The sequence below is a fragment of the Nonomuraea cypriaca genome (genome assembly GCF_015645445.1).
Classification (GTDB): Bacteria; Actinomycetota; Actinomycetes; order Streptosporangiales; family Streptosporangiaceae; genus Nonomuraea; species Nonomuraea cypriaca.
The window spans coordinates 1-18645 of the sequence record NZ_JADOGI010000201.1 but is presented as its reverse complement, the minus strand read 5'-3'; the positions used below and the strand labels follow the sequence as shown (position 1 = coordinate 18645).

Genomic DNA, 18645 nt, shown 5'->3' with positions numbered 1-18645 from the left:
GGGGTGGAGGTGGGGGGACTGTTTGGGCCCAGGTGGCGAGCTTGTCCTTCTCGTGCAGGAGGTTGCGGATGTCGCCTTCGGCGTACTCGAACTCTGGGGCCCAGAAGAGGGCGTCGAAGGGGCACACCTCGATGCAGATGCCGCAGTACATGCACAGGGCGAAGTCGATCGCGAAGCGGTCGAGTACGTTGCGCTGGCGGGCGCGGCCGCCCTCCGGGGCCGGGATCGTCTCCTTGTGGGAATCGATGTAAATGCACCAGTCAGGGCACTCTCGGGCACAGAGCATGCAAGAGGTGCAATTTTCCTCAACTAGGGCGATAACGCCTCGGCTGCGGGGTGGGAGGGCAGGCTTGACCTCGGGATACTGCTGCGTAACCGATTTGCGCAGCATGTGGCGGAGGGTGATGGATAGCCCCTTTGCCAGTCCGACTCCCGGTATGCGCCCCATGGTTCAACATCATGGCGCACTTGGACGCGCAGGTGAATGAGTGTGAGCGTTGTCCCCAGTTTTTCCACAGTCATCCACAGGCTGACGGGAGGTTATCCACAAGCTGTGCGCATGTCCGATATGAACCACAGCAGGGCGATAGTCTCTCCGCCATGCAGCACAGCCAACCGGTCCGTCCCAGTGGCGGGGCGTGGGCGGCCGCCGTCGTGTGGGCTTGCCTGCCCCTGTTCACCTGCGGCCTGGCGACCCCGTTCACGATCGGGTTCGCGGCTTTCTGGCTGCGAAGCGTCCTCCACGTGGTCGCGGCGGCCTTCTACCTGATCTGCATCGGCTCGTTCGTGACCACGACGCTCGCGTACGACGACTTCGAGGACCTTCCCGCGTCGTTGTCCGCGCTGATCACGCTGGGGCTGTTGATCAGCTGGGGTGGCGGAGTCATCCACTCGGGCATCCTGGTGCCTTTCATGGTGCGGGCCCGGCTCGGCGGACCGGCGCACCAGCCGGTGCAGCTGCGGCAGCGGACCACCGCGCCCTCCTATCAGCGACCTCCCACGCAGCCCGAGTGGATCGGGCACTATCGGGTGCTCCGCCAGCTCGGGCGAGGCGGGCAGGGCGCGGTCTACCTGGCCGTGGCGCCCAACGGTGTGCGGGTGGCGGTGAAGGTGCTGCATGATCTCGTCAACGAGACGGCGCGGACGAGGTTCGCGCGGGAGGTGGACGCGGCGCGGCGGGTCGCGACGTTTTCCACAGCCCGCGTGCTGGACGTCAACATCGGCGGGCAGCACGCCTACATCGTCAGCGAATACGTGGCCGGGCCGTCGCTCGAGCAACTCGTCAAGAAGCACGGGCCGCGTGACGAGGACAGCCTGACCCGGCTGGCGTTGTCCACGGCGGGCGCGCTGGCCGCCATCCACAAGGCGGGGGTCGTGCATCGCGACTTCAAGCCGAGCAACGTGCTGATCGGGCACGACGGGCCGCGGGTGATCGACTTCGGGATCGCGCGAGCGCTCGATCAGGTGACCGTGACCTCCGGGAAGGCGGTGGGGACGCCGCCTTACATGTCGCCCGAGCAGTTGACGGGGGAGACCGTGGGGGCGGCTTCCGATGTGTTCAGCTGGGCAGTGACGATCATGTTCGCGGCCACGGGACGGCCGGCTTTCGGGGAGGACACCGTGCCGGCCGTGTTCAACCGGGTGCTTACCTTTCATCCGGACTTATCGCCGTTGCCGCCCGCTTTGCGGGGGATTGTGGGGGCTTGTCTAAACAAACGTGCCGAGGATCGGCCCTCGGCCTCTGATGTGATGCTGGCGATCGTCCACTAACGATCTTGGGCAGGCCAGACCGTCTTGGGCCCGTCCACGCGTCAGGGGGTCGCTTCCTTGCTGGTCGTCGTCAGCTGGACATACTCCTCTCGCGTCACCCGGTGCACGGCCAGAAGGAGGCCGTGGCGTTTGGCGAAGCGTTCGGCGTCCTCCGCCGACCAGCGGCCGGGCAGGTGGTGGAGGGCACAGCCGGTCCGGTCGAGGATGAAGAGGCCGGTCAGGTCGTCGTACCGGTAGATGAGCAGGCTGAACGCCCGGCCAGGAACCTCACCGGTGCGCAGTTGGGCGATGACCTCGTTGCCATGGATGACCTGCAGCTTTTTGCCGGGTTTGCGGCTGAGACAAGGGCCACCGACCGGCCCCAGGGCCGCGCCTCTTTTCACCTGCCAGCGGTGCGTCCGGGCGAGCACGGGACGCAGCACCAGTAATGCGGGGCTGAAAGCCATCACCAGCCATTTGGCGTCGAGAAGGTCCAAGAGCATTCGGCCGAGGGACGACAGGCCGTACCACGCGCCCCACATTCCCGAGGAGGCGAGATAAGCCATCACACCCAGGCCCGCGACCCCCGCGCCGATCGCCACGGGTTTGCGCCAGCCGGCCAGGGAGGGCTCCGGGAGGCCGCGCACTCGCTGCCAGCCGGGCGCGCGGCTCGCGAGTAGGGCACGCACCCGCTCCGAGTCCTGGCCACGAGCGTCCACCAGCGGGATTCCGGCCCGCCCCGCGAAGTCGGGAAGGTCGCGCCACTCGCCAGGGAGGTCGAGCATCACCAGACCGTCGGCGTCCAGCGCGGCGACGCCCTTGACGGACTGAGCCTTGCGTCTCCCGGCGTCGGCCACGAGCGGCCGGTCATAGCTGTAGTGGTAGAGGCGCGCCGGCTCGAGGCGTACCGAATGGCCGGTGGCTTTGTCGGCGACGGCGAGGATCGGGCCGTCGGAGGTGAGCACGATTTTGGGACAACGGCTGCCCTTTGTCGCGCCGGCTATCGGAAGAAGTTCATTCACTCGTCATACCCCCAAGGGGCCCCGCTAGATATGACGAATAAGGCGAAGCTAAAGTTTCCGCCTCAGAGCAGGACGCGGACGACTCCGGTGAGTGCCAGTTGTACGAGCGCCAGCGGCACCAGCCCGGCCCAGGCGAGCTTCTGGAGCTGGTCCTCACGCAGCCGCGGATAAGACACCCGCAGCCAGATCACCACGAACGCCAGCAAGAACACCTTGATCAGGGTCCACAACCAGCCGGGCAGGAACGGCCCGTGCCAGCCGCCCAGGAACAGAACGGTGGTCAGGAACGACAGGACCACGATCCCGACGTATTCGGCGAGCATGAAAAGGGCGAAACGCATACCGGTGTATTCGGTCATCGGGCCCATGATGATCTCGGACTCGGCGATCGGCATGTCGAACGGCGGCCGGCGCAGCTCCGCCAGGCCCGCGATGAAGAAGACCACGCCGCCGATCGCCTGCCACGGGAGCCACCACCACTGCCAGGCCTCGACGATGCCGGGAACCGACAGGGTCCCCGCCGCCATGGCGACCGAGGAGGCGGCCAGGACCAGCGGCAACTCGTACGACATGAGCTGCGCGGCCGAACGCATGCCGCCCAGCACCGAGTATTTGTTGGCCGACGCCCACCCGGCCATGATCGAGCCGAGCACGCCGATGCCCATGACGGCCAGCACGAAGAAGAGGCCGAGGTCGAGGTCCACGGCGACGAGCCCGTGGTCGATGGGGATGACGATCAGCACGAGGAGATACGGGACCAGCGCCACCCCTGGCGCGATCATGAAGATGCGGCGGTCGGCCGCGGCCGGGATGACGTCCTCCTTCTGGGCGAACTTCACCCCGTCCGCGATGAGCTGCGCCCAGCCGTGGAAGCCGCCGGCGTACATCGGGCCGAGGCGCGACTGCATGTGAGCCATGACCTTGTGCTCGGTCTGCCCCACGATCAGGGGCAGCACCAGGAACACGACGAGGATGACGGCGAAGCTCAGCACCACGTCAAGCATCGGGCGGCCCCCAGTCGGCTGGAACTCCTGGCGGAAGCGTCTTGCGGCGGCTCGGCGCGCCGTGGCCGGACTCGCCGGGCTCCTTGGCGCCGGGCCACGCCTTGGCCACCCTGGCGGCCAGGACGAAGTCCTTGCGCAGCGGATGGCCTTCGAAGCCGTCGGGCAGGAGCAGCGGCACGAGGTGGGGGTGATCGTCGAAGATCACGCCGAACATCTCGTACGTCTCGCGCTCGTGCCAGTTCGCGCCCCGGTAGACGCCGACGGCGCTGGGCAGGTGGGGGTCCTCGCGCGGCACCCGGGTACGCAGCAGCAGTCGCCGGCCGGCGGCCTGGTTGTAGACGTGGGCCACGACGAGGAACCCGTCGGGCGGATCGTCGACGCCGGTCAGCCAGTCGAAGAACGCGCAGCCGAGATCGTCCCTGGCGTAGGTCAGCAGTTCGATCCACCGGCCGGGCGCGACGTCGATCGTGGTGTCGCCGTAGGACTCGGAGACCTCGGCGCCGAGCCGCTCGGGCAGGCCGTTCACGCCTCCTCCGTGGTGTGGCGGTCGCCGAGTCTCTCGCCCGCGATCTTCTCCTGCAGCTTCATGATGCCGTACAGCAGCGCTTCAGGGCGGGGCGGGCAGCCGGGGACGTAGACGTCGACGGGGATGATCTGGTCCACGCCGTTGGTCACGCAGTAGGAGTCCCAGTAGGGGCCGCCGGAGTTGGAGCAGGCGCCGAACGAGATCACGTACTTCGGGTCGGGCATCTGCTCGTAGAGGCGCTTCACGGCGGGGGCCATCTTGTCGGTGACCGTCCCTGAGACGATCATGAGGTCCGCCTGCCTGGGCCCGTTCGCGAACGGGATCACGCCGAACCTGATGAAGTCGTGCCTGCTCATGGAGGTCGCGATGAACTCGATGGCGCAGCAGGCCAACCCGAAGTTGAACACCCACAGCGAATAGCGCCTGCCCCAGTTGAGCACGAAGCGCATCGGCTTGGGCGCCAGCCTGGAGAGCGGGCCCACCGTGGGCATCGGGAGATCCGTTGCTGCCATGCTGTCCATTCTTACGCGGATCGCACCACAGGCAAAGGAATCCCCCTGGGTGACGTCCTAGGTCCAGGTGAGTACCCGCTTGCGCCAGGCGTACACGATGCCGAGGGCGATGAAGCCGAGGAAGATGAACATCTCCACGAGCGTCGTCAGGCCGTACCCGGGGGCGTCGAAGACGGTGGCCCAGGGGAACAGGAAGACGGCGTCCACCGCGAACACCACGTAGAGGTAGGTGAAGACGTAGTAGCGGACCTGGGACTGCGCCCAGCCCTCCCCGACCGGGTCCACCCCGCACTCGTACGTGGTCAGCTTTTCGGCCGTGGGCCGGGAGGGCCGCAGGAGACGGTTGGCCATGAGGGCGCCGGCCACGATGGCGATGCCGATGGCGAGCAGCGCGGCCACCAGCACGTAGGACCCGAAATAGCCGTCCATGACGGGATGGTAACCCAGGACCGCCCTTCCAGTAACTGAGTCAAAGGCTCGTTGCCCATACCGCCAAAACGGGGTAAACAAGGACAAAAGCCAAGATCACCCAAATACCCTCATATACATGCGCAAAACGCGATTCTTCACAGGAATCGCCCTGCTGGTCCTCTCCACCGGAGGGTGTGGACTCGCCGCCACCTCGCCAGGGCGGGACGTCATGGTCCCGGCGGAGCCGACGATGATCGACTTCGTCGACCCGGCGACCGTCGTCGGCCTGACCACCCGGACGCTGACCGAAGGCGACTCCCCGGGCAGCAGATACGTACACATCAACTACCCGGAGCTGATGGGCGCCCGCGCACTCAACCGGGCGCTGTACGCCGACGCCGAGCGGCGGCTACGCGACTTCCGCAAGGTCACAGGCACGACCGGCGACCCCCGCCCCGAGCTGAACGTGGACTGGCAACTGGCCGCCGTCACCCCCCAGACCGTCGGCGTGCGCCTGCGCACGGGCGAGTACCTCGGAGCGAGCTGGGGCAACTCCACGCGGACGTACTGGTTCGACCAGCGCAACGACAAGGCCGTCGGGTCCACCGGGCTGCTGGCCGGGCAGGGCGCGCTGGAGCGGCTCGCGACACTGGTCAAGGAGCAGTTCAAGGGGCGCGGGTCGCAGGTCGACCTGAACGCGGTGACGGGCTTCGGGGGCCGGTTCGACTCGATGGCGTTCAACCGGGTCGGAGACCTGGTGGTCGAGTTCGACGACTGCCAGATCGGGCCGTGCTCGCTCGGCCGGCTGGCCGTCGCCGTGCCGGCGGCGCAGGTCGCGCCGCTGCTGTCCGGCCTGGGACGGCGGGCGCAGGAGAGCGTACGCGCGGAGGCCGCCGACGCCCCGCACGTCGCGCCGCGAACGATGCCCCCGACGAGCCCGGACGTGGTCAGCACCCGGGCGGGGAAGGTCGACTGCGCCCGGGCCAAGTGCGTGGCGCTGACCTTCGACGACGGACCCGGTCCCGACACCGGCCGGTTGCTCGACACCCTGCAGCGGTTCGGAGCGCGGGCCACGTTCTTCGCGGTCGGCAGCAACGCCGCCGCGCAGCCGGGGTTCCTGAACCGGATGAACGCGGAAGGGCATCTGGTCGGGAACCACAGCTGGATGCACCGGGACATGTCGAAGCAGTCCAGCAGCAAGATCGCCGACTCGCTGGCGCGTACCGCGGCCGCGGTGGAGGCGGCGAACGGGCAGCCGCCGACGCTGATGCGCCCGCCGTACGGGGCCGTGAGCCAGGACCTGGCGAACGTCGCGCGGAACATGGGCCTGCCACTGGTCGGCTGGGACGTCGACACCCAGGACGAGCACGGCGGCGACGCGGCCGACATCACGGACAGAGTCGTGCGCGAGACCCATCCAACTGCGATCGTTCTGATGCATGACATCAACCCGAACACCGTTGACGCGGTTCCGGACATCCTCAAAAGGCTGCGCGGGAAGGGTTACAGCTTCGTCACCGTTCCTGAGTTGTACGGCTCTGCGGGAATGCAGGCCGGACGCCTGTACGGGTCGGGGAACGAGCTGCAGGGTAAGCAGCCCCTGACGTAGCACACGTGTCGAGGGGACGTATAGTTGGCGCTCGTGACCCGAACCGTCCTGTTCGCCCGCCTGCATGTAGACCTCTGCAGGCTCGCGTCGGGGCTGTGTCGTCGTTCTTCCGCCTCACACTGACTCCGACCGCGAACGCGTTACCCGCTATGAGTGGGTTGCAAACGCGTGACCTTCCGAGGATCTAGCATGGAAACAGAGAACGCGCCTACAGCAACCGCGCCCTGGCGCGTCGAGGAGGACTGAGCTGTGACGAAGCAGGTCCAGCAACTCGATCGTGTGATCATCAGATTCGCCGGAGACTCCGGCGACGGCATGCAGCTCACCGGCGACCGCTTCACCGCGGGCACGGCGGAGTTCGGCAACGACCTGTCGACGCTCCCCAACTTCCCCGCCGAGATCCGCGCACCCGCAGGCACCCTGCCCGGTGTGTCGAGCTTCCAGTTGCACTTCGCCGACCACGACATTCTGACCCCCGGCGACGCGCCCAACGTGCTCGTGGCCATGAACCCGGCGGCGCTCAAGGCCAACCTCGGCGACCTGCCGCGCGGCGCCGACATCATCGCCAACACCGACGAGTTCACCAAGCGCAACCTGCAGAAGGTCGGCTACGCGGCGAGCCCGCTGGAGGACGACTCGCTCAGCGAGTGGCGAGTTCACGCGGTGCCGTTGACCTCGCTCACCGTGAAGGCACTCGAGGATTTCGACCTGTCCAAAAAGGACGCCGAGCGGTCGAAGAACATGTTCGCCCTCGGCCTGCTCTCGTGGCTCTACCACCGGCCGACCGAGCACACAATCACGTTCCTCGAGCAGAAGTTCGCCAAGAAGCCCGAGATCGCCAAGGCCAACATCGCGGCCTTCCAGGCGGGCTGGAACTATGGCGAGACCACCGAGTCCTTCTCCGTCTCCTACGAGGTCAAGCCCGCCAGTCTGGCCCCCGGCGTCTATCGCAACATCTCCGGGAACCAGGCCCTCGCGTACGGGCTGATCGCCGCCGGTGTGCAGTCCGGATTGCCGCTGTTCCTGGGGTCCTATCCGATCACCCCGGCCAGTGACATCCTGCACGAGTTGTCCAAGCACAAGAAGTTCGGCATCCGCACCTTCCAGGCGGAGGACGAGATCGCGGGTGTCGGCGCGGCGCTCGGGGCCGCGTTCGGCGGGGCGCTCGGCGTGACGACCACGTCGGGTCCCGGCGTGGCGCTGAAGGCCGAGACCGTCGGCCTGGCGGTCACCACCGAGCTGCCGCTGATCGTCGTGGACGTGCAGCGCGCCGGGCCGAGCACCGGCATGCCGACCAAGACCGAGCAGACCGACCTGCTGATGGCCATGTTCGGGCGCAACGGCGAGTCCCCGGTGCCGATCGTGGCGCCGATGTCGCCGAGCGACTGCTTCGACGCGGCCATCGAGGCGGCCAGGATCGCGGTCAAGTACCGCACTCCGGTCATGCTGCTGTCGGACGGCTACCTGGCCAACGGCTCGGAGCCGTGGCGCCTCCCCGAAGTTTCCGACTTGCCTGATATTTCACAGGAATTCCTGACTGAGCCCAACGGTGCGGACGGCGCGTATCTGCCGTACAAGCGGGACACCGAGACCCTGGCCCGCCCGTGGGCCATCCCGGGCACGGCCGGTCTCGAGCACCGGATCGGCGGCATCGAGAAGGCCGACGGCACCGGCAACATCTCCTACGACCCCGACAACCACGACCTGATGGTCCGCACCCGCGCCGCCAAGATCGCCGGCATCGACGTGCCCCCGCTGGAGGTCGACGACCCCGACGGCGACGCGAAGGTGCTGGTCATCGGGTGGGGCTCGACGTACGGGCCGATCGCCGCGGCCGTGCGGCGGATCAGGAGGACCGGCGGCAAGGTCGCGCAGGCCCATCTGCGCCACCTCAACCCGCTGCCCGCCAACACCGGCGAGATCCTCAAGCGCTACGACAAGGTGCTGCTGCCCGAGATCAACCTCGGCCAGCTCGCGCTGCTCCTGCGGGCCCGCTACCTCGTCGACGTGATCAGCTACAACCGTGTGCGCGGGCTCCCGTTCAAGGCGGAGGAGCTGGCCGGAGTCATCCAGGACGTGATCGAGAGTGACTGAGCTCATCAACGGGAAGGGCCTGACGCTCGTCCCCAAAACCGACGTCAAGCAGAGCCTGAAGGACTTCAAGTCCGACCAGGAGGTGCGCTGGTGCCCGGGTTGCGGTGACTACGCGATCCTGGCCGCGGTGCAGAGCTTCCTGCCCGAGCTGGGGCTCAAGCGCGAGAACATCGTGTTCGTCTCCGGCATCGGGTGCTCGTCGCGGTTCCCGTACTACCTGAACACCTACGGTTTCCACTCCATCCACGGGCGGGCGCCGGCGATCGCGACGGGCCTCGCGGCGAGCAGGCCCGACCTGAGCGTGTGGGTGATCACCGGTGACGGCGACGCGCTGTCGATCGGCGGCAACCACCTGATCCACGCGCTGCGCCGCAACGTCAACCTGAACATCCTGCTGTTCAACAACCGGATCTACGGTCTGACGAAGGGCCAGTACTCCCCCACGTCCGAGGTCGGCAAGATCACGAAGTCGACGCCGATGGGGTCGCTGGACAAGCCGTTCAACCCGATCTCGCTGGCCATCGGCGCCGAGGCGTCGTTCGTGGCCAGGACCATCGACTCCGACCGCAAGCACCTGCAGTCGGTGCTGCGTGAGGCCACCGCGCACCGCGGCACCTCGCTGGTGGAGATCTACCAGAACTGCAACATCTTCAACGACAACGCCTTCGAGCAGCTCAAGGACCCCGAGGTCCGTGACGACATCACGCTGCGCATGGAGCACGGGCAGCCGATCGTGAGCACCTCCAAGGCCGTCGTGCGCGCCGCGAACGGCGGCATCGAGGTGGTGGCCCGCGACGGCGTGTCCGAGGACGAGATCCTCGTGCACGACGCCCACAATCCCGACCCGTCGGTGGCGTTCGCGCTCAGCAGGCTGGACGAGCCGGCGTTCGAGCACGTGCCGATCGGGATCTTCCGCCAGGTCGACCGGCCCGCCTACGACGTGCTCATGGCCGAGCAGTTGGAGGAGGCCACGGCGGGGAAGGGTCCCGGCGATCTCACCGAGTTGCTCATGGGTGGCGACACCTGGCGCATCGGCTGATTTTTCGCGACGATGCCGGGGTGGCGAAGACGCGGTGGTATGTCGTAGCCGCGGTCGCCGCCCTGGCTCTGGCCGTGACCGCCGCATGGCTACTGGGAGAGCCGGCCGGGCAGGCGGCCGAGTCGCCGCCCAGCCCCTCGCTCATCCCCGCCACGTCCCCGTCATCCGGCCCGTCATCCGGCCCGTCGTCCAGCCCGTCATCCGGCCCGTCGCCGTCACCCATGTGGTCGACCGCGCAGCCGCCGGAGGCGTCCTGGCGGGTTCCTGACGGGTTCCCCAACGCGGACACCACGGGCGTGCCCCCGGGTACGCCGCTCATGGTCGTGACCGGTGACCAGAGCTTCGCCACGGACGGGGAGGTCGTGGAGAACAAGGTCTTCCACGGCTTCGTCGTGGTGACCGCGCGCGGCGTCACGTTCAGGAACTGCGTCTTCCGCGGCCGCGCGACGGAGGAAGTCCGGCCGCTGCTCGACAGCGAGCACGCCCGCGACACCGTGGTGGAGGACTCCGAGTTCTTCCCCTCCCACGCCTCGCCGTCGATCGACGGCATCTGGGCCGGCGCCACGAAGATCTACCGCTCGGAGTTCCACGGCACGGTCGACGGGATCAAGGCCCACACCGACACCCTGGTGCAGGACTCCTACATCCACGATCTGAGCTGGTTCGCCAGCGACCCCGACCAGGGCGGCGAGCCCACGCACAACGACGGCGTCCAGGTCTTCGCCGAACACACCCGCGTCACGCTGCGGCACAACACCATCGACATGTCCACCACGAAGGACCCGAACGCGGCCGTCCAGTCGTCGGCGGACGAACTGCGCGTGGAGGACAACTACCTCGACGGCGGCGCCTGCATCGTGAACATCGACCACACCCCGCTGGGCCGCCCGCTGACCGGGCAGCGCGTCACCGGCAACCGCTTCGGCCGCGCCTCCGCGCACGACTGCCCGATCCTGCTGAGCAGCCGCTCCGAGCTCCAGGCCGACGGCGGCAACGTCTGGCACGACACGGGCGACCCCATACCGTCACCGGAACAACACGACTGAGCCGTGGAGGCCGCATGTCCACCTGGCACGGGACTCGTGCGCTGGTCACCGGCGCCACCGGGTTCATCGGCTCCCATCTCGTCCGGCGCCTGGCCGGCCTGGGCGCCCGGGTGCACGCGGTCAGCCGCCGCCCGCCGCCGGAAGGAGGCGAGTACGGCGAGCGCTGGCACGCCGCGGACCTGAGCGACGCCGCCGCGACGGCCGGGCTGATCGCTCAGGTGGCGCCTGAGGTGGTCTTCCACCTGGCCAGCGAGGTCGCTGGGGCGCGCGATCCGGCCCTGGTGGCGCCGACGCTGGCCAGCAACCTGGGCGCCACCGTCAACGTGCTGTCGGCCCTGACCGGCACGGCGGTCCGCGGAGTGGTGCTCGCCGGCTCGGCGGAGGAGCCGCGCGACGGGCTGGCGCCGGGCTCGCCGTACGCGGCGGCGAAGGCGGCGGCGACCGGCTACGCGCGCATGTTCCACGCGCTCTGGCAGGTGCCCGTGTCGGTGCTGCGGGTGGGCATGGCGTACGGGCCGGCCGAGCCGAACACGGCCAGGCTGGTGCCGTACGTGACGCGGTCGCTTCTGCGCGGGCAGTCGCCGGAACTGACGTCCGGGTCCAAGCGCCTCAGCTGGGTGTACATCGAGGACGTGGTGGACGCGTTCGTCCGCGCCGGGGCCGACGGCGCGGCGGCGGGTCACGTCCTCGATATCGGGACGCCCGATCCGGTCTCCGTCCGCGACATCGCGGAGCTGCTCGCCGGGATCATCGGCGGCCCGGCCCGGCCCGTGTACGGCGCCGTGCCCGCCCGGCCGCTGGACCGCTCGCAGCGATCCGACATCGGGCCGGCCGAGCGCGTCCTGGGCTGGCGCCCCGTCACGCCGCTCGAAGAGGGCCTGAAGAAGACGGTCGATTGGTACGCAAGCCAGATGTAACGGTCCATCCCGGGCGCCGATATCACTTTCGGCGGCACTGTGATCAGGGGGCGGGATGCGTGCGGTGACCAATCTGACCGTGCACGGCATCGGCGGGACGACACGGGAGTTCGACCCGGGCGAGGACGCCACATGGGTCTCGGTCGAGCAGTTCGAGCAGGTGGTGGACGCGGTGGCGGAGCGTCCTGACGTACGCGTCACGTTCGACGACGGGAACGCCTCCGACGTGGAGGTCGCCCTCCCCCGGCTGCTGGAGCGCGGGCTGAAGGCCGAGTTCTTCGTCCTGGCCGGGCGGCTCGGCGAACCGGGCAGGCTGGACGCCGACGGCGTGCGCGAGCTGGCCCGCGCGGGTATGCGGGTCGGCTCGCACGGCTGGGCGCATCGCGACTGGCGCACGCTGGACGACGGACAGGTGGCCGAGGAACTCGCCGAGGCCCACACGGTGCTCGCGGAGCTCACCGGCCGGCCCGTGTCGCGGGTGGCGATCCCGTTCGGCTCCTACGACCGGCGTGTGCTGCGCCGGTTACGCCAGGCGGGGATCACCCTCGCCTACACCAGTGACGGAGGCCGGGCATCGCCGGACTCCTGGCTCCAGCCGCGGACCAGCCTCCGGCACGATCTGGATCCCTCCTGGATCCGCCGGCTGCTCGACGGCCGGCCGTCGCTCGGCCGCCGCGCAGGCAAGCTGGGCATGCGCCTGTACAAGCGGGTCCGTTGATGCGCCGGGTCGCGGTCGTCATCGTCACCTACAACAGCGCGGACGTGCTGCCCGGCTGCCTCGACTCGTTGCGTCCCGGCTCCGCGGGCGTGCGGCTGGCCCAGGTGGTGGTGGCCGACAACGCCTCCAAGGACGGCTGCGCCACCCTCCCGCAGCGCGCCGACCTGCCCGTCACGGTAGTGCAGGTGGGCAGGAACGCCGGGTACGCCGCCGCCGTCAACGCCGGCATCGCCGCCCTCGACCTCGACCGCCTCGACGGCGTCTACGTACTCAACCCCGACTGCCGGCTGCGCCCGGGGGCCATCGCACCGCTGCTGGCCTCCCTGGACGAGCCCGGCAGGGGCATCGCGGTGCCGTACATGGTCAACCCCGACGGCACGCTGCAGCCGTCCCTGCGCAGGATGCCGACGGTGCGCAGGGCGGTGGCCGAGGCGCTGGTCGGCGGGACACTGGCCGGACGCGTCGGCTGGCTCGGCGAGCTGGTGACCGACCCGCGCGACTACGCCAGGCCCGGTGCGTACGCGTGGGCGACGGGGGCGGCCATGCTGCTCTCTCCCCGGGTCATCCGCGAGGTGGGGCCCTGGGACGAATCGTTCCTGCTCTACAGCGAGGAGACGGACTACTGCCTGCGCGCCGCCGACCTGGGCTGGACCACCTGGTACGAGCCGGCCTCGGTGATCGAGCACATCGGCGGCGACTCCGGGGTCAACCCGATGCTGGCGTCCCTGCTCGTCGTCAACAAGGTACGCCTGTTCCGGCGGCGGCACGGGATGCTGCGCGGCACGGCGTACTTCCTGGCCGTGCTGGCGGGCGAGGCCGTGCGGGCGCTGGCGGGCCGGCGTACGTCGCGGGCCAGCGTGGTGGCTCTGGTGCGCCCCTCGCGCCGGCTGACGGCGTTGCCGCAGTGAGCGCCGCGCTGCGGGTCACGTCGTTCACCGGCCTCACGGCGGCCGAACTGGACACCTGGCTGGCGTTGCGGGCCGCGAACCCGGCCCTGGACAGCCCCTACTTCCATCCCGGCTTCTCGGCGGCCGTGCATGCCGGCGGGCAGGCGGTGCACGTGGCGGTCGGCGGCGGCCACGGCGTGCCGACGGTGTTCCTGCCGCACCATCGCGAGGGGCGCCTGCTGCGCCCGGTGGGCTGGCCGGGGGCGGACTTCCAGGGGCCGATCCTGGCCGCCGGCACCGCGTTCCGGCCACTGGACCTGCTCGGCGGCGGGGCCGGCGGCTACGCGTTCGACCACCTGGTGGCGGAGGCGCCCGGATTCGAGCGGTGGGTGGTCTCGCGCAGGCCGTCGCCGTACGTGGACGTCACGGGCGGGCTGACCGGGTATCTGGGCCGGGCCTCGCGCAGCGGCAAGGACAACATGGGGCAGGCCCGGCGCCGGGCGGCCAAGGCGGAGCGGGAGCTGGGCACGGTCAAGTTCGTCGCCGACTCGGCCGACGCCGCCGACCTGGCCCGGGTGATCGAGCTGAAGCGGGCGCAGTACGCCGCCACCGGCGCGCGGGACTACTTCGCCGAGCCGGGCCGGATCCGGCTGCTGGAGAGCCTGCTGGCGACCCGTGATCCGGACTTCGGCGGCGTGCTGTCCACCCTGCACGCCGGGCCGCGCCTGCTCGCCGCGCACTTCGGGCTCAGGTCGGGTGGGGTGCTGCACTGGTGGTTCCCGGTCTACGACCCGGAGTTCGCCCGGCTGTCGCCCGGCTGGATCCTGCTGCGCGAGTTGGTCGCCGCCGCCCCGGGGCTCGGGATCGCGCGGATCGACCTCGGCCGGGGCGAGGACGAGTACAAGCGGCGGGCCAAGACCGGCGAGACCGTGGTCTGCCAGGGCATCGTGACCAGGAATCCGGTACGCCGCGCCGCGGCGTCGGCCCTCGTCCAGGCGCGGGCGGTGGCGAGATCCGTTCGGGCGCGAAGAAATCGGTAACGTTCCAAAGGGCATATCCGACATATCCGATGGAGGCGGGGGAATCGCGCGCTGCCCTCCAAAGACGGTCGGTAGACGGTCCACAGTGGAGGGCGGCTATGCGGATCAGTGTCTTCGGGCTCGGTTACGTGGGGTGTGTCTCGGCCGCCTGCCTGGCCTCCATGGGCCACGAGGTCGTGGGGGTGGACGTCAACCCGGCCAAGGTCGATCTGATCAACGACGGGCACACGCCGATCGTCGAGGAGCGGATCGGCGAGCTGGTCGCCCAGGTGGCCCAAGAGGGCATGCTGCGTGCCACCACCGACGCGGCCGGCGCGGTCACGGACACCGAGCTCTCGCTGGTGTGCGTCGGCACTCCGTCGGCGCCCAACGGCAGCCTGTCCACCACCTACCTGGAGCGGGTGGCCGAGCAGATCGGCCGGTCGCTGCGGCCGGGGCACGTGGTGGTCTTCCGCAGCACCATGCTCCCCGGCACCTGCGCCGAGCTGCTCGTCCCGATCCTGGAGCTGTCGTCGGGACTGCGGGCCGGGATGGACTTCGGGGTGGCGGTCAACCCCGAGTTCCTGCGCGAGGGCACCAGCGTGCGCGACTTCTTCGCGCCGCCCAAGACGGTGATCGGCGAGTCGGACCCGGTGACCGGCGACGTGGTGGCCGGGCTCTACGAGGGGCTGCCCGGCGACGTCTTCAGGGTGCCGATCGCGGTGGCCGAGATGACGAAATATGTGGACAACGCGTTCCATGCTCTCAAAATCGGCTTCGCCAACGAGATGGGCGCGATCTGCCAGGCCCTCGGGCTCGACTCGCACCACGTGATGGAAGTCTTCCTGGCCGACCGCAAGCTCAACATCAGCTCCGCGTACCTGCGGCCCGGATTCGCCTTCGGCGGCTCCTGCCTGCCCAAGGACCTGCGCGGCCTGGTCTACGCGGCCAGGAAGGCCGACGTGTCGATCCCGCTGCTCTCCCACGTGCTCCCGGCCAACGAGGCGCACCTGCAGCGCGCCTTCGACCTGATCACCGCGCCGGGCAAGCGCAGGATCGGCATGTTCGGCCTGTCGTTCAAGCCGGGCACGGACGACCTGCGCGAGAGCCCGCTGGTCGAACTTGCGGAACGGCTCCTCGGCAAGGGCTACGACCTGCGCATCTACGACGCGAACGTGTCCCTGTCCCGGCTGGTGGGCGTCAACCGCGCCTACATCGCCGAACGCCTGCCCCATCTGGGCGACGTGCTCGGCAACTCCGTGGAGGAGGTGCTCGACCACGCCGAGGTGTGCGTGGTCGGCTGCGCGGACCCGCCCGTGCTCGACGCACTGGGCCGCGCCGGGGACCGCCTGATCGTCGACCTCGTACGCATTCCGGACGCGGAGCACCACCGAGGCAGGAAGGACTACACAGGCATTGGGTGGTAGAGCGCTCATCCTCGTCGAGAACCTCTCCGTCCCACTCGACCGGCGCGTCTGGCAGGAGAGTCTTGCCCTGCGCCGGGCCGGCTGGGAGGTCCATGTCATCTGCCCGCGCGGCGCGAAGCAGGACACGGAGGCGGAGGCCGTCATCGACGGCGTCCACCTCCACCGCTACCCGCTGCGTCCCGCGACCGGCGGCCCCACCGGCTTCCTCCGCGAGTACGGCTCGGCGCTGTGGCACACGTACCGTCTGGCCAGGCGGCTGGGCCGGTTCGACGTCGTGCACGGGTGCAACCCGCCCGACCTGTTCTTCCTGGTCGCGCTGGCCATGCGGCGCCGGGGCACGCGCTTCGTGTTCGACCAGCACGACCTCGTGCCCGAGCTGTACCTGTCGCGGTTCGGCCGGGGCCGCGACCTGCTCTACCGTGCCGTGTGCATGATGGAGCGGCTGACGTACCGGGCGGCGCACGTGGTGATCGCGACCAACGAGAGCTACCGGGAGGTCGCGCTGTCGCGGGGCGGCAAGCGGCCGGACGAGGTCTTCGTCGTACGCAGCGCCCCCGTGGTGGAGAGGTTCCACCAGGTGCCGCCGGACGAGTCCGTCCGGCGCGGGAAGCCGTACCTGCTGTGCTACCTCGGCGTGATGGGCCCGCAGGACGGCGTGGACTACGCGCTGCGCAGCCTGAAGCGGCTGCGGGACGAGCACGGGCGGACGGACTGGCACGCGGTGTTCGTCGGCGGCGGCGACACCTTCGACGCGATGGTGGCGCTCTCACGCGAGCTGGGCCTGGACGACGCCGTCGAGTTCACCGGCCGGATCCCCGACGAGGACCTGATGCGCTACCTCTCGACGGCCGACGTGTGCCTGTCACCAGACCCGCTTAACCCGCTCAACGACGTCTCGACGATGAACAAGGTCATGGAGTACATGGCCATGGCCAGGCCCATCGTCTCGTTCGAGCTGCGCGAGGCGCGCGTGTCCGCCGGCGAGGCGGCGCTGTACGCCACCGCCAATGACGAGTCCGAGTTCGCCAAGCTGATCGCCCGGCTCCTGGACGACCCTGAAGAACGGCGGCGGATGGGCGAGATCGGCCGGGAGCGGGTCGCGGGCCCGCTCTCCTGGGAGCACTCCACGGTGGCGCTGCTGGCGGCCTACGAGGCCGCAGTGGGGTCGCGGTGACGGCTGCCCGTGTCGGTGCCCCAGTCCGCGGCACCGCCGCGCAGCCTGGTGAGCAGCCGGTCGGCGGCCAGAACCGCCAGGTAGCAGGCGGCGTCGAGCGGGCTGACGGCCCGGCCGGCCACCAGCCCGCCGAGCGCGCCCAGCCGCAGACCGCGCCCGGGCCTGCCCAGGCCGGCCAGCTGCCGGTTGCCCCGGCGGACCCGGACCCGCCGGCGCAGGTGGGCGCGGACCGTACGCGGAGGGCGCACCACCGATCGGGCCTCCGGCACCACGGCACGCTCCGCGCCGTGGAAGCAGCCGTCCACCCAGCCGTCGTCGGAGATCACGTCGGGCATCGGGAAGGCCCGCCTGTGGCCCTCCTCGTTGAGGATGTACACGCCCACTCCCGCCAGCGCCCGCGAGGGGGCGATGAGCCGGTCGTGGACGCGGTGCACCCGGCGAACCACCGGACCCGTGCCGCGCAGGTCCCACTCCGGCACGGGCGCGCAGGCGAGCACGCCGGGCCGGGCCGCCGCCGCGGCGAGCGCCCGTACGGACGCCGCGTCGAGGCGCACGTCGGCGTCCAGGTAGACGCGGGGGAAGACGCGGCAGGCGGCGTCGCCGAGGCGCAGCGCGTTGACCTTGCCCGGGGTCGCGGTCTCAAGGACGCGCACGCCCTCCCTGGCCGCCGCCCGCGCCGTACGGTCGGTGCAGGCGTTGGCCACCACGACGACGTCGAACTCGCCCGGCTCGGTGCCCGCCAGCAGCAGGTCCAGCCCGGCCGAGACGACCGCCTCCTCGTTGTGCGCGGGGATCACGACGCTGACCGTCGGCTTCATCAGACCGCCTTCCAGGAAGGACGACACATGAAAGTGGAGCAGGGCGCGCTCGAAGGGGTGCTGCTCTTCACGCCGGAGCCGCGCCACGACAGCCGCGGTCTCTTCACCAGGACGTTCGACGCGGCCGTGGCCGCCGGCGCGGGCCTCGACCCGGGCGCGTTCATCCAGGACAGCCAGTCCAGGTCCCGCCGCGGCACGATCCGCGGGCTGCACGGGCGGGCCGGCCGGGGCGAGGCCAAGCTCGTGCGGTGTGCCAGGGGCGCGGTCCACGACGTGCTGGTGGACGTCCGGCCGGGCTCGCCCACGTTCGGCCGCACCATGGCCGTACGGCTCGACGACGAGCGATTCGTGACGCTCTACGTGCCGCCGGGGCTGCTGCACGGCTTCCAGGCGCTCACCGAGCCGGCCGACACCTGCTACCGCATCGACCGGGAGCACGATCCTGCCGAGGACCTCGCCGTCCGCTATGACGACCCGGAGCTGAAGATAGGCTGGCCCCTCCCGGCGACCGAGATCAGCCCACGCGATCTCGAGGCGGGTTCCTGGGCCGCGCTCCGGCGGCGGCTGGGAGTCTGAGAGGTGACTGCGATGCGCGGACGTCTGCTCCTGATCCTCGCCGCGGCGCTGCCCGTGGCGGCCTGCCAGGCGGTCCCGGCCGCCCCTCCCGCCACAC

Annotated in this window: 20 protein-coding genes; 13 read left to right on the top strand and 7 right to left on the bottom strand. The window is 70.0% G+C overall.

Features of this window, described 5'->3' with window-relative positions:
* On the bottom strand, positions 1-286 hold a 286-nt coding region (locus tag ITP53_RS58460; RefSeq protein ID WP_236051761.1), incomplete at its 3' end, for a 4Fe-4S binding protein.
* Positions 287-600: 314 nt separating this feature from the next.
* Between ITP53_RS58460 and ITP53_RS42645 the strand changes: the two genes are divergently transcribed.
* Positions 601-1770 carry a serine/threonine-protein kinase gene (locus ITP53_RS42645; protein WP_195901171.1) on the top strand — a complete coding sequence of 390 codons (1170 nt, stop codon included), beginning with the start codon at positions 601-603 and terminating at the stop codon, positions 1768-1770.
* A gap of 41 nt (positions 1771-1811) precedes the next feature.
* Here ITP53_RS42645 and ITP53_RS42640 read toward each other — a convergent pair whose 3' ends face one another.
* The 5 genes from ITP53_RS42640 to ITP53_RS42620 all read right to left on the bottom strand — a co-directional run bounded on the left by ITP53_RS42640 (position 1812) and on the right by ITP53_RS42620 (position 5242).
* Positions 1812-2714: a hypothetical protein gene (locus ITP53_RS42640; protein ID WP_195901170.1), complete on the bottom strand. Its 903-nt coding sequence runs from the start codon at positions 2712-2714 to the stop codon at positions 1812-1814.
* Positions 2715-2833: 119 nt separating this feature from the next.
* Positions 2834-3775 (bottom strand): NADH-quinone oxidoreductase subunit NuoH, encoded by a 942-nt coding sequence (gene nuoH, locus ITP53_RS42635; protein ID WP_195901169.1) that lies wholly within the window; start codon positions 3773-3775, stop codon positions 2834-2836.
* The gene (locus tag ITP53_RS42630) at positions 3768-4292 is read right to left on the bottom strand and encodes an NADH-quinone oxidoreductase subunit C (protein WP_207757218.1); all 525 of its coding nucleotides are present in this window, start codon (positions 4290-4292) and stop codon (positions 3768-3770) included. Before ITP53_RS42630 ends, nuoH begins: the two co-directional genes overlap by 8 nt.
* 5 nt (positions 4293-4297) lie before the next feature.
* On the bottom strand, positions 4298-4813 hold the full coding sequence (locus ITP53_RS42625) for an NADH-quinone oxidoreductase subunit B (protein ID WP_195901167.1): 516 nt from the start codon (positions 4811-4813) through the stop codon (positions 4298-4300).
* A gap of 57 nt (positions 4814-4870) precedes the next feature.
* Positions 4871-5242 (bottom strand): NADH-quinone oxidoreductase subunit A, encoded by a 372-nt coding sequence (locus ITP53_RS42620; protein ID WP_195901166.1) that lies wholly within the window; start codon positions 5240-5242, stop codon positions 4871-4873.
* Positions 5243-5360: 118 nt separating this feature from the next.
* On the opposite strand from ITP53_RS42620, the gene ITP53_RS42615 reads away from it, so the two are divergent.
* The 11 genes from ITP53_RS42615 to ITP53_RS42570 all read left to right on the top strand — a co-directional run bounded on the left by ITP53_RS42615 (position 5361) and on the right by ITP53_RS42570 (position 17154).
* Positions 5361-6833 carry a polysaccharide deacetylase family protein gene (locus tag ITP53_RS42615; protein ID WP_195901165.1) on the top strand — a complete coding sequence of 491 codons (1473 nt, stop codon included), beginning with the start codon at positions 5361-5363 and terminating at the stop codon, positions 6831-6833.
* Between the two features lie 33 nt (positions 6834-6866).
* Positions 6867-6956 (top strand): putative leader peptide, encoded by a 90-nt coding sequence (locus tag ITP53_RS61490; RefSeq protein ID WP_407941385.1) that lies wholly within the window; start codon positions 6867-6869, stop codon positions 6954-6956.
* A gap of 126 nt (positions 6957-7082) precedes the next feature.
* A complete protein-coding gene (locus tag ITP53_RS42610) occupies positions 7083-8927 on the top strand; it encodes a 2-oxoacid:acceptor oxidoreductase subunit alpha (RefSeq protein ID WP_195901164.1) in 1845 nt (614 codons plus the stop codon).
* Positions 8920-9966, top strand: coding sequence for a 2-oxoacid:ferredoxin oxidoreductase subunit beta (locus ITP53_RS42605; protein ID WP_195901163.1), 1047 nt, complete (start codon positions 8920-8922; stop codon positions 9964-9966). Before ITP53_RS42610 ends, ITP53_RS42605 begins: the two co-directional genes overlap by 8 nt.
* Before the next feature lie 20 nt (positions 9967-9986).
* Positions 9987-11012 carry a hypothetical protein gene (locus ITP53_RS42600; protein ID WP_195901162.1) on the top strand — a complete coding sequence of 342 codons (1026 nt, stop codon included), beginning with the start codon at positions 9987-9989 and terminating at the stop codon, positions 11010-11012.
* Between the two features lie 14 nt (positions 11013-11026).
* Positions 11027-11929 carry an NAD-dependent epimerase/dehydratase family protein gene (locus ITP53_RS42595; protein ID WP_195901161.1) on the top strand — a complete coding sequence of 301 codons (903 nt, stop codon included), beginning with the start codon at positions 11027-11029 and terminating at the stop codon, positions 11927-11929.
* 55 nt (positions 11930-11984) lie between these two features.
* Positions 11985-12647 carry a polysaccharide deacetylase family protein gene (locus ITP53_RS42590; protein WP_195901160.1) on the top strand — a complete coding sequence of 221 codons (663 nt, stop codon included), beginning with the start codon at positions 11985-11987 and terminating at the stop codon, positions 12645-12647.
* Complete coding sequence (locus tag ITP53_RS42585; protein ID WP_195901159.1) at positions 12647-13555, top strand: glycosyltransferase family 2 protein; 909 nt, start codon at positions 12647-12649, stop codon at positions 13553-13555. Before ITP53_RS42590 ends, ITP53_RS42585 begins: the two co-directional genes overlap by 1 nt.
* On the top strand, positions 13552-14574 hold the full coding sequence (locus tag ITP53_RS42580; protein WP_328817559.1) for a GNAT family N-acetyltransferase: 1023 nt from the start codon (positions 13552-13554) through the stop codon (positions 14572-14574). Before ITP53_RS42585 ends, ITP53_RS42580 begins: the two co-directional genes overlap by 4 nt.
* Positions 14575-14672: 98 nt before the next feature.
* Positions 14673-15980, top strand: coding sequence for a nucleotide sugar dehydrogenase (locus tag ITP53_RS42575; protein ID WP_195901158.1), 1308 nt, complete (start codon positions 14673-14675; stop codon positions 15978-15980).
* A complete protein-coding gene (locus ITP53_RS42570; RefSeq protein ID WP_195901157.1) occupies positions 15970-17154 on the top strand; it encodes a glycosyltransferase family 4 protein in 1185 nt (394 codons plus the stop codon). The genes ITP53_RS42575 and ITP53_RS42570 overlap by 11 nt, the downstream gene beginning before the upstream one ends.
* On the opposite strand, the gene ITP53_RS42565 is transcribed toward ITP53_RS42570, so the two are convergent.
* The gene (locus ITP53_RS42565; RefSeq protein WP_195901156.1) at positions 17127-17972 is read right to left on the bottom strand and encodes a glycosyltransferase; all 846 of its coding nucleotides are present in this window, start codon (positions 17970-17972) and stop codon (positions 17127-17129) included. The genes ITP53_RS42570 and ITP53_RS42565 overlap by 28 nt on opposite strands.
* Positions 17973-17999: 27 nt before the next feature.
* Between ITP53_RS42565 and ITP53_RS42560 the strand changes: the two genes are divergently transcribed.
* The gene (locus ITP53_RS42560; protein ID WP_195901155.1) at positions 18000-18548 is read left to right on the top strand and encodes a dTDP-4-dehydrorhamnose 3,5-epimerase family protein; all 549 of its coding nucleotides are present in this window, start codon (positions 18000-18002) and stop codon (positions 18546-18548) included.
* Positions 18549-18645 lie beyond the last annotated feature (97 nt).